The 10,239-nt window shown below is 72.6% G+C and carries 10 protein-coding genes; 7 read left to right on the plus strand and 3 right to left on the minus strand.

Annotated features, from left to right (window positions below; all coding sequences use genetic code 11):
- From VF289_RS05225 to VF289_RS05250, 6 genes are all read left to right on the plus strand, one after another.
- Nucleotides 1-301 (plus strand): carboxyl transferase domain-containing protein (locus VF289_RS05225; RefSeq protein ID WP_330881804.1); only part of this gene is annotated, 301 nt, incomplete at its 5' end.
- A 62-nt stretch (nucleotides 302-363) separates the two neighbouring features.
- Nucleotides 364-2,424 (plus strand): acetyl/propionyl/methylcrotonyl-CoA carboxylase subunit alpha, encoded by a 2,061-nt coding sequence (locus VF289_RS05230; protein ID WP_414644439.1) that lies wholly within the window; start codon nucleotides 364-366, stop codon nucleotides 2,422-2,424.
- Nucleotides 2,421-2,984 carry a MaoC family dehydratase gene (locus VF289_RS05235; protein WP_330881808.1) on the plus strand — a complete coding sequence of 188 codons (564 nt, stop codon included), beginning with the start codon at nucleotides 2,421-2,423 and terminating at the stop codon, nucleotides 2,982-2,984. The genes VF289_RS05230 and VF289_RS05235 overlap by 4 nt, the downstream gene beginning before the upstream one ends.
- Entirely contained in the window at nucleotides 2,981-3,904 is a 924-nt protein-coding gene (locus tag VF289_RS05240; RefSeq protein ID WP_330881810.1) for a CoA ester lyase, read from the plus strand. The genes VF289_RS05235 and VF289_RS05240 overlap by 4 nt, the downstream gene beginning before the upstream one ends.
- A gap of 161 nt (nucleotides 3,905-4,065) precedes the next feature.
- Complete coding sequence (locus tag VF289_RS05245) at nucleotides 4,066-5,235, plus strand: acyl-CoA dehydrogenase family protein (RefSeq protein WP_330881820.1); 1,170 nt, start codon at nucleotides 4,066-4,068, stop codon at nucleotides 5,233-5,235.
- 135 nt (nucleotides 5,236-5,370) lie between these two features.
- The gene (locus VF289_RS05250; protein ID WP_330881812.1) at nucleotides 5,371-6,084 is read left to right on the plus strand and encodes a GntR family transcriptional regulator; all 714 of its coding nucleotides are present in this window, start codon (nucleotides 5,371-5,373) and stop codon (nucleotides 6,082-6,084) included.
- A 53-nt stretch (nucleotides 6,085-6,137) separates the two neighbouring features.
- Here VF289_RS05250 and VF289_RS05255 read toward each other — a convergent pair whose 3' ends face one another.
- Nucleotides 6,138-7,046: a hypothetical protein gene (locus tag VF289_RS05255; RefSeq protein WP_330881814.1), complete on the minus strand. Its 909-nt coding sequence runs from the start codon at nucleotides 7,044-7,046 to the stop codon at nucleotides 6,138-6,140.
- A gap of 353 nt (nucleotides 7,047-7,399) precedes the next feature.
- On the opposite strand from VF289_RS05255, the gene VF289_RS05260 reads away from it, so the two are divergent.
- A complete protein-coding gene (locus VF289_RS05260) occupies nucleotides 7,400-8,677 on the plus strand; it encodes a prolyl oligopeptidase family serine peptidase (RefSeq protein ID WP_330881816.1) in 1,278 nt (425 codons plus the stop codon).
- A gap of 86 nt (nucleotides 8,678-8,763) precedes the next feature.
- Here the strand turns inward: VF289_RS05260 and VF289_RS05265 are convergent, their stop codons facing one another.
- Together VF289_RS05265 and VF289_RS05270 are read right to left on the minus strand one after the other, a co-directional pair.
- Entirely contained in the window at nucleotides 8,764-9,525 is a 762-nt protein-coding gene (locus VF289_RS05265; protein ID WP_330881817.1) for a triose-phosphate isomerase, read from the minus strand.
- A 341-nt stretch (nucleotides 9,526-9,866) separates the two neighbouring features.
- Nucleotides 9,867-10,239, minus strand: a 373-nt coding sequence (locus tag VF289_RS05270; RefSeq protein ID WP_330881819.1) for an RpiB/LacA/LacB family sugar-phosphate isomerase, incomplete at its 5' end; no start/stop codon positions are given.

Below are 10,239 nucleotides of genomic sequence, written 5' to 3' on the forward strand. Positions count from 1 at the left end.
GTGGCCGGGCGCCCGCGTCTCCGTGATGGGCGGTCAGCAGGCCGCCGCCGTGCTCTCCACCGTCCGGCGCGACCGGATCGAGGCCGGCGGCGGCAGCTGGAGCGCCGAGGAGGAGGCCGAGTTCCAGCGCCCCATCATCGAGGAGTACGAGGCCCAGGGCAGCCCCTATTACTCCACCGCCCGGCTCTGGGACGACGGCGTCATCGACCCGGCCGAGACCCGCACCGTGCTGGGCCTTGCCCTCGACGTCGTCTCCCGCGCCCCGCTGGCCGAGCCCAGCCATGGCGTCTTCCGGATGTGAGGCGGCAGATGACCCCCACGACGCCGACCAGCCAGCAGGATCCCCGCAGGGAGAGGACGCCGATGCGCGATGCCGTTCCGATCGACACCGTCCTGATCGCCAACCGCGGCGAGATCGCGATGCGGATCCTGCGCAGCGTGCACGCCCTGGGCATGACAGGGATCGCCGTGCACACCGACGAGGACGCCGGCGCCGCGCACGTGGCCGCGGCGGAAAGGGCCGTGCGCATCGGCTCCTACCTCGACGGCGCGGAGATCATCGCCGCCGCCCGCGCCACCGGCGCCCAGGCGATCCATCCCGGCTACGGCTTCCTCGCCGAGCGGGCGGACTTCGCCCGTGCCTGCGCCGAGGCGGGGCTGACCTTCATCGGCCCGTCGGCCGCCGCGATCGAGACCATGGGGGACAAGATCGCCGCCCGCGCCGCGGTCACCGCCCGGGACGTGCCCGTCGTCCCGGGGCTGGCCGAGCCCGGGCTCGACGACGCCGCCCTGCTCGCCGGAGCCGCCGAGATCGGCTTCCCGGTGCTGGTCAAGCCCGCCGCAGGCGGTGGCGGCAAGGGCATGCACGAGGTGACCCGTGCCGAGGACCTGCCGGCCGCGCTCGCCGCCGCCCGCCGAGAGGCCGCCGGTGCCTTCGGCGACGACACCCTGTTCCTCGAACGGCTGATCACGGCCCCCCGCCACATCGAGGTGCAGGTCCTCGCCGACACCCACGGGAGGGTGATCCATCTGGGGGAGCGGGAGTGCTCCCTGCAGCGCCGCCACCAGAAGGTGATCGAGGAGGCGCCCAGCCCCTCGCTGACCCCCGCGCAGCGCGCACGCTTCGGCGAGGTCGCGGTCGCCGCCGCCCGCGCCGTGGACTACGTGGGCGCGGGCACCGTCGAGTTCATCATCGACGCCGCCGCCCCCGAGGAGCCGTTCTTCCTCGAGATGAACACCCGCCTGCAGGTCGAGCACGCCGTCACCGAGGCGGTCACCGGGATCGACCTGGTCGCCGCGCAGCTCCGGATCGCCAGCGGCGAGCCGCTCCCGCTCTCCCAGCAGGACGTGCACCTGGAGGGTCACGCGATCGAGGCGCGCGTCTACGCCGAGGACGCCGCCGCCGGCTTCCTGCCCACCGGTGGGACGGTGCTCGGCCTCGCCCTGCCGGAGCACGCGCGGGTCGATCACGCACTGAGCGTCGGCACCGCCGTCTCCAGCAGCTACGACCCGATGCTCGCCAAGGTGATCGCCCACGCCCCCACCCGGGCGCTGGCGCTCGCCGCCCTGGACCGCGCGCTCGAGGGCACCCATGTGCTCGGCGTGGTCACCAACACCGCCTTCCTGCGCTCGCTGCTCGCCCTGGCGGAGGTGCAGCGCGGTGACCTGGACACCGGCCTCATCGAGCGGCGCCTGCCCGAGCTCACCCCGCCCCCGGTCACCGCGCAGGCGCTCGCCGTCGCGGCCCTGCTGCACCGGGACCGGGTGGCCCGTTCCCGCCCGGACGACCTCTGGCACCGCCCCTCGGGATGGCGGCTCGGACAGCACGCCCCCTTCACGGTCCGCTTCGCAGCGGCCGACGGGGCGGTTCCCAGCGGCGCGGAGGGATCGGCCCCCGGAGCGGGCACGAGCGGCGGGGCCGACGACGGTGCGTGGACGGTCACCCTCACCGGCTCCCCCGGCACGGCGAGGGCCCGGATCGGCGGGCAGGAGCTCGACCTCTCCCTGCACTCCGGCGCGGTCACCGTCGACGGCACCCGGATGCGCCTGCTCCACCACGTCGCCGAGGACTCGGTGTGGATCGGCCTGCCCGGCGAGGACGTCGAACTGAGGCTGCACCGCGCCCTGCGCAGTGCGACCGACCGGGAGGCGGCCCCTACGCTCGCCTCCCCGATGCCCGGCACCGTCACCACCGTGCTGGTCGCCGACGGGGACCTCGTGAGCACCGGGGACCCGGTGCTGGTGGTCGAGGCGATGAAGATGGAGCACACCCTCCACGCCCCCGGCGACGGCACCGTGCGCCTGCACGTCCGGGCCGGTCAGAGCGTGGCCCGCGGCGAGGAGGTCGCCGAGGTGCTCGCAGCACCGGTTCCCGCACCGGCGGCTGCGCCCGAACCCATCCCCGAGCAGGAGGTTTGCTCATGACCGACCCCACCCCCGACGTCGCTCCCGGCCCTGCCCGCGAGCCCACCGCCGCCCGCGAGCCCGACGCCGCCCCCGGACCACGCATCGTGCAGCGCGGGCTGTACGCCGACGAGCTGCAGATCGGGGCGACCTATGCGCACCGGCCCGGGCGCACCATCGGCGAGGCGGACAACGTCCTGTTCTCCACCCTGACGATGAACCCGCAGGCCCTCCACCTCGACGCCGCCTGGAGCGAGACCACAGAGTTCGGGGAGCGCCTGGTGAACTCGATGCTCACCCTCGCCACCGTCGTCGGCGCCTCGGTCGCCCAGCTCACCCAGGGCACGCTGGTCGCGAACCTCGGCTTCGGAGCGATCAGCTTCCCCCACCCGCTGCGCCACGGCGACACCCTCTACAGCGAGACCGCCGTGACCGGCGTGCGCGCCTCCCGCTCCCGCCCCGGGCAGTCCGTCGTCTCCCTCGCGCACACCGGCCGCAACCAGCACGGCGACGTGGTGGTCCGCGCCGAGCGCACCACCCTCATGCACGACACCCCCGTCTCCGACCAGGAGCACTCATGACCAGTGCCCACGAGCACATCGCCCCGGCCAGCAGGGTCACCTGCCGGCAGCGGCACGGCGCCACGGATCCCCACCGCGCCGAGGGCCACGAGGCCTTCCCGCTGGGTCCCTCGCTGCTGTTCTGCCCCGGGGATCGCCCGGACCGCTTCGCGAAGGCCGCCGACCGGGCCGACGCCGTGATCCTCGACCTCGAGGACGCCGTCGGCCCCGGGAGCAAGCAGACGGCTCGCGAAGCGGTCGCCGCCCACCGCCTCGACCCAGCCCGCACCCTCATCCGGGTCAACGCGCCCGGCAGCCCCGACTTCGAGGCGGACCTCCGCGCGCTGAGCGCCCACCGTCCCCGCTGGGTGATGCTCCCCAAGGCGGAGACCCCCGCGATGGTGGACCGGCTCGTCGGGGCTCTGCCCGGGGTGCAGGTGGTGGTGCTGTGCGAGACGGCTCGCGGCATCCTCGCCGCACCCGCGCTCGCCGCCCATCCGGACGTCGCCGCCCTCATGTGGGGCGGGGAGGACCTCATCGCATCCCTCGGGGGCACCTCCTCGCGTCACGCGGACGGCAGCTACCGCGAGGTGGTCCGCCATGCCCGCTCCACCGTGCTGCTCGCCGCCCGCGCGCACGACCGCAGCGCGATCGACGCGATCCACACCGACCTCTCCGACGCAGATGCCTGGCGAGCCGAGGCCGAGGACGCCGCGGCCAGCGGCTTCACCGCCACCGCCTGCATCCACCCGGATCAGGCAGGCGCGATCCGCGCCGCCTACGCCCCCAGTCCGGAGGAGGCGGCCTGGGCCCGCGGTGTGCTCGCCGCCGCCGAGCACCACGGCGCCGGGGTGTTCGAGCACGAGGGACGCATGGTCGACGGGCCGATCCTCCGCCATGCCCGGTCCCTCGCCGCCCGCACCAGCCCCGATCGCACCTGAGCTCCGATCCGACAAGCGCACCGATCGCTGGTGAGCACCGACCCGTCCTGACCGCAGACCCGCCCTGACCGCTGACCCGCCGTGACCGCTGAGGGGCACCGCCGCCCCCCGAGAAGGAGATCTCCGTGAGCACCACCCCCACGCCCCCGCCCGGCACCGACATGCTGAGCGAGGAGCATCAGCGCCTCGCCGCGCAGGTGCGCGAGTTCGCCGACGAGGTCGTGGCGCCGGCCAGCTACGAGTACGACACCCAGCGGCGCCTGCCGATGGAGATCATCGCCCAGATGGGGCGACTGGGACTGTTCGGGCTGCCGATCCCGAAGGAGTACGGCGGTCAGGGCCGGGACTACATGTCCCTGTGCCTCGCCGTCGAGCAGTTGGCGCGGGTGGACCAGTCCATCGCCGTCACCCTCGAGGCCGGGCTAGGCCTGGGCGCGATGCCGATCCTCAGCTTCGGCACCGAGGCCCAGAAGGAGCGGTACCTGCCGGCCCTGGCCCGTGGGGAGGAGCTCGCCGCCTTCGGGCTCACCGAGGCGGAGGCCGGCTCCGATGCCGGAGGCACCCGCACCACAGCGCGCCTGGAGGGCGGCCAGTGGGTGCTCGACGGCACCAAGCAGTTCATCACCAACTCCGGCACCCCCATCACCTCGTTGGTCACCGTCACGGCCGTGACCGGGCAGCGTGATCGCGGCAATGGCCGCACCACCCCGGAGCTGACCAGCATCATCGTTCCGACGGACACTCCCGGGTTCACGGCTCTGCCCGGCTACGACAAGGTCGGCTGGCACACCTCGGACACCCACCCGCTGCTGCTCGAGGACGTGCGCGTGCCCGAGGAGAATCTGCTGGGGGAGCGGGGCCGCGGCTTCGCGAACTTCCTGGCGATCCTCGACCAGGGCCGGGTCGCGCTGGCCGCGCTGTGCGTGGGCGCGGCCCAGGGCTGCCTCGAACAGGCTGTGGACTACGCGCAGAAGCGGGTCGTGTTCGGCAGGGCGCTCGGCGAGAGGCAGCACATCGCCTTCACCCTGGCCCGCATGCAGTCCCGCGTCGCGAGCTCCCGGGCGCTCATTCACGAGGCCGCCCGACGCCTCGACGCCGGTGTGCCGTTCAGCCAGGAGGCGTCGCTGGCCAAGCTCGTCAGCAGCGAGGCCGCGGTCGCCAACGCCCGTGACGCCTGCCAGATCTGGGGAGGCAACGGCTTCCTCAACGAGAACGTCGTGGCCCGCCACTATCGGGACTCCCGCGTGCTCGAGGTGGGGGAGGGCTCCACCGAGGTGCAGCTCGGGATCATCGCCAAGCACCTGGGATTCCCGCACGCCCTGACCGGGTGACCCCGAGGCGCCCGAGGGAGGCACCCGGGGAATCCCCGGCACACACGGCAACTTCCTATAGGGTGAGGAGTCCGCTGGTGACAGCCCGCGGCAGGCCGAGGAGCTCGTGCCGGGACGATGCGAGGGGATGCCGCGATGGCCGTGCGACGACAGGTGCTCCGCGCCGAGGTCGAGGAGCTGATCCTCCAACGGCTGCTCGAGGCGCGGTGGGCGCCGGGCTCCCGGTTGAGCATCGACGGGCTCGCCCGAGACCTCGAGGTCTCGCCCACGCCCGTGCGCGAGGCGATGGTCTCCCTCGAGCGCTCCGGCCTGGTCGAGTACGTGGCGCTGCGCGGCTACGTGGTCGCGCCCCCGCTCGATGCGGCGCACATGACCGAGCTCCTGGATGCCCGCAAGGTGGTCGAGGCCGCGGCCCTGGGCCGTGCCTTCCACGACCGCGACGCCCTGGTCATCGATCTCGACGAGGCGCACCGCATCCACGCGGAGGTGCTGACGCGCATCGGGCACGACGGCACCGAGGACTACGCGCTTCTCAATGAGCACTTCCGCGCCGACTGGGCCTTCCACCAGGTCTTCTTCGCCCATGCGGACAACCGCTACCTGCGCACGATGGTGGAGAACCTCAGCACCTACAGCCATCGCATGCGGCAGACGTGGTCCGGTGGCCCGGAGACCTTCGACGGGCACACCGCCCATCATGAGCACGGCCTGATCCTGGACATGGTCCGCCAGCATCACCACGACGGGGCGCTGCGTGCCCTCTCCGCGCACCTGGACGGGGTGCTCGCCCGATCGCTGAGCGGGTTCGAGGGCCGCGCACGGACCGCCGCGGGGGGCTCGTCGGACTGAGTCTTGCGGAGGGTCCGGTGTCGAGTGCTCTGGAGGATGTTCGTCGTCGCTGGTCAGCGGTCGGCGAGCGGATCGTATGAGGGTTCGGAGAGGCGTGCCCGCAGGAACTCCGAGTGCACGTCCAGGGAGCGGGTCACCCCGGCGACGACGTCGTTCTCGAGACGGTCGAGGCTGCGGCCGAGCCCGGCGAGCTGCTCGTCGATGCTGTGCAGGTTCTCGATCGCCTTCTCCCGCGCGGCCTCGGTGGTGGTCGGGGCGAGGAAGCCGACCGTCCTCTCCAGCGCGTCCACGAGCTCCGGGACATAGCGCTCGGCCATTCCCTCGAGCAGCATCACGTCGCCGTCCGAGGCGCGGCGCGACTGGATGGCAGCGGAGCCCAGCAGGGCATCGATCCGCAGCAGCAGCGTCTCCGCCCGGCCCAGGATCTGCGAGACCGCCGACCCGCGGGCGCGCTTCTGCATCCGATGCAGCCGGCGTCGCTGCTGGCGGGAGTCCTTGACGATCTTCTCGAGCATCGTGCGGGTGCCGTCCGGGATCTCGGGGTTCCCGCGGCCCAAGCGGACCGGCTGGGGGGCCCGGTTGCGCAGCAGCAGCCCGGTGCCGCCGCCCACCACGACCGCGACTCCCAGCCCGGCCAGCAGCGGCGCGACCAGGCCTGCACCGCCGATGAGGCTGCTGACGCCGAGCAGCAGGAAGGTGGAGATCCCGAGGCCGCCGCCGAGCACCGACGGCACCCCCACGGTGAGCCACCGGCCACGGCGCCGACGCGGCGCGAGCGCCTTCGAGCGCGGGGCGTAGATCGTCCCCTCGAGCGGACGCTGGCCGGTCGGCGGGCCGACGGGTCCGCGCGGAGGCTGTGCCCAGGCTCGCCCGTCGCCGCGACGCATGCCGGCGCCGGGAAGCGGCGGGATGCCGCCTCTCCGTACCGGGTGTCGCTTCGAGGGACGATGCGGGGCGTTCATAGGGACCGCGAACCTCTCGTGGGTCGGGGCTGAGAGTGATGACGGAGAGGGCCGGGGCTCGAGGAGCGCTGAGCCCGGTGCGGACCTCGCCATCGAAGACCTCCAGGCTATCGCGGCCGTCCGAACAACGGCTGGGGGCTATCCCCCGAACTCCGTGCGGGCCTCCCACCTGCACGGAAGCTGCTCGGTCCGCGTCCGGAGTAGGGCGTGGGCGACCCGAGGCGAGGTCGGGAGCGGAGGTCCGACGGGCGGGGATCCCTTGACCTGTCGGCGCCGACTCCCTAATCTCCGACCACTGGTATGTATTTTCTGACATGCCAGCCACCGGATGCCTGTGGACGAAGGAGTCCTCGATGAACACCACCCTGCCCCGCCGTACCCTCCTCGCCACCGGAGCCGCGGGCACCGCCCTCGGCGCCGCCGCGATGCTGGCCACCACCTCCGCCCACGCCGCCCCCGCCGGCCCCAGCGGCGGCGGTGGCAAGCGCAAGCAGGTCACCGTGGACCTGAACGCCGAGGTCCTCGACAGCGGCGAGCAGGTGGTCTCTCTGACGCTGCGCTCCACCGATCTCGCCCCGATCCATCCCGACTCCCTGACCACCGATACCTTCGCGGTGCACGTCCGCGCCACCAGCCCGCTCGACGGCAGCCTCGCCTACGCGCAGGACCGCGTGGTCACTGACGCCCGCTGGCAGGGCAGGGACGTGGTCCTCGAGCTCGAGCACGGCTGGGGCGTGGACGGGGGTTCCACCCTGCTCTACACCAGCGGCCGCAACGTGATGCTCGACCTCGAGTACACGCTCACCCAGGTGGAGCCGCTGCAGCACCGGGGGAACCGTGCCCCGGTCGAGCTCGGCTCCTTCGTCCAGGGCGAGCTGCTCTCCCTGGAGGTGGACGCCTTCTCGCACCACCAGGTGCAGGACGGTCTGAAGTACCGGCTGTTCACCCCGTCGGCCCGAGGAGGTCGCGGGCGGAACAAGCCGCTGGTGGTGTGGCTGCACGGCGGCGGGGAGGGCGGACTGCTCACCGGCGGGCACGACTACTACGACAACGAGTCCACGCTGCGGGCGAACCGCGGTGCGCTCGGCTTCGCGACGGCCGAGGCGCAGGAGCTGTTCGGCGGCGCGTACGTGCTCGCCCCGCAGTCCACCTCGGCGTGGATGCAGGACGGTGACGGCTTCGCCCCGCAGGTCCGGGCCGTGATCGACGAGGTCATCGCACGGGAGCGGATCGATGTGGAGCGGGTCCACGTGCTCGGCTGCTCCAACGGCGGATACATGACGCTCAAGATGGTCGCGGAGAATCCCGGGGAGTTCGCCTCGCAGGTCCCGATCTGTGCGGCGGTGAGCGGGCCGGAGGGCACCTTCCACCTCAGCGACGACACCCTGCGCTCTCTCGCCCCGACCCCCACCTGGCTGGTCACCGCCGAGAACGACACCACCCTGGATCCCCAGCAGAACACGGTGCGCTTCCACGAGCTGATCGACGGCTCGCTGATGAGCCTGTACCCGGACGTCGTCTGGGAGGGCGAGGAGTACCCCGGCCACTGGTCCTGGATCTATGTGGCGCGCAACGACCCGCAGGAGCAGGGCGTGCACCTCTGGGAGTGGATGGCGTCGCAGAGCCTGTGAGCTGGTGAACCGGTGAACTGGTGGACAGCGGCGGGGCGACTCCCGAGGGTCTCGAGGGACGCTCCGCCGCAGCTCACAGCCGCCGCTCAGCTGCCGGCGTGCTCCGCGGCGATCCGCAGCAGCTCGAGATAGCCCTCCAGCTGCCAGGCGGTGCGTCCCACGAACAGCCCGGTGACGTGCTCGATCCCGAGCAGACCCGCGGCGTTGTCGAGGTTCACCGAGCCGCCGTAGAGCAGGCCGGTGACCTTCCCCGAGTACTCCGCGCCCAGTGCGGCGAAGGGATCGACGAGCTCCTCGACGGTGGCGGGACGGCCCGTCTCGCCGATCGCCCAGATCGGTTCGTAAGCGATCACCACGCGGGAGAGCTCGTCCGCGGTGAGACCGTCGAGCGCGCCGCCGGCCTGCTCGAGGATGAAGCCGCTCGAGCCGCCCGCCTCCTTCACCGCGGCGCTCTCCCCGATGCACAGCAGCGGGGTCAGGCCGTGGCGGAGGGCCGCGGCGACCTTGCGCCGTGTGGTCTCGACCGTCTCGCCGAAGTGCTCCCTGCGCTCGGAGTGTCCGATCTCGACGATCCGGGCGCCGGCGTCCTTCGCCTGCGGGACCGAGACCTCCCCGGTCCAGGCCCCGGCATCCTCCCAGTGCGCGTTCTGCACGCCGAGCAGGACGGGGGAGTCCTCACCGAGCTCCTCGGCCACGGCAGTGGTCGCCGTGAAGGAGGGGATCACGAAGGGCTGCACCCCGGCGGGCGTGCGACCGGCCAGGTGTTCGCGCAGGCCGCGTGCCCATGCGCGCCCCTCGGCGAGCGTCTTGGTCATCTTCCAGCTGGTGCCCACCCACAAGGTGCTCATCATGTCTCCTTCATATCGGGCCGGCCTTTCGGGCCGACATACAGGGGCGACCTTCCGGGCCGACATACAGGGGCGATCTTCCTGGCCGACATACAGGGGCGACCTTCCGGGCCGACCTACAGGGGCGACCGGAGTTGATCGACGAAAACTTCCACCGGGTGGAACATTCCGTCGATCAACTTGGTGCGGCTCGGCGGGTGCTGACCTGTGGTCCGTCCGTCCGTCCGTCCGTCCGGCGTGGTCGTGCGGCTCGGCGGGTGCGGGCGTGTGCTCCGTCCGGCGTGGTGGAGCGGCTCGTCAGGCGGGCCCATGCGGGCCGCCTGACGGGACCGACCGGTGTGTCAGGCCTGGTCGAGGGAGCCGTCGTAGGCGCAGATCGCGTCGACCTTCGCCGCTGAGGATGAGGTCGGATCGAACTCGAGGTCCAGCCACACCTTCACCAGCTCCTTCGCGAGCTCGAGCCCGATCACACGCTCGCCCATGCACAGCACCTGCGCGTTGTTCGAGAGCACGGAGCGCTGCACGGAGTAGAGATCGTGCGCGGTCACGGCGCGGATGCCGGAGACCTTGTTGGCGGCGATCGCGACGCCCAGACCGGTGCCGCAGATCAGCAGCGCCCGGTCCGCCTCGCCCGCGGCGACCTTCTCCGCCGCGGCGACGGCGACGTTCGGATAGTAGGTGCCGTCCTCGCGGCCGGTGACGCCCACGTCGATG

The organism is Brachybacterium sp. (assembly GCF_036379615.1).
Lineage (GTDB): Bacteria > Actinomycetota > Actinomycetes > Actinomycetales > Dermabacteraceae > Brachybacterium.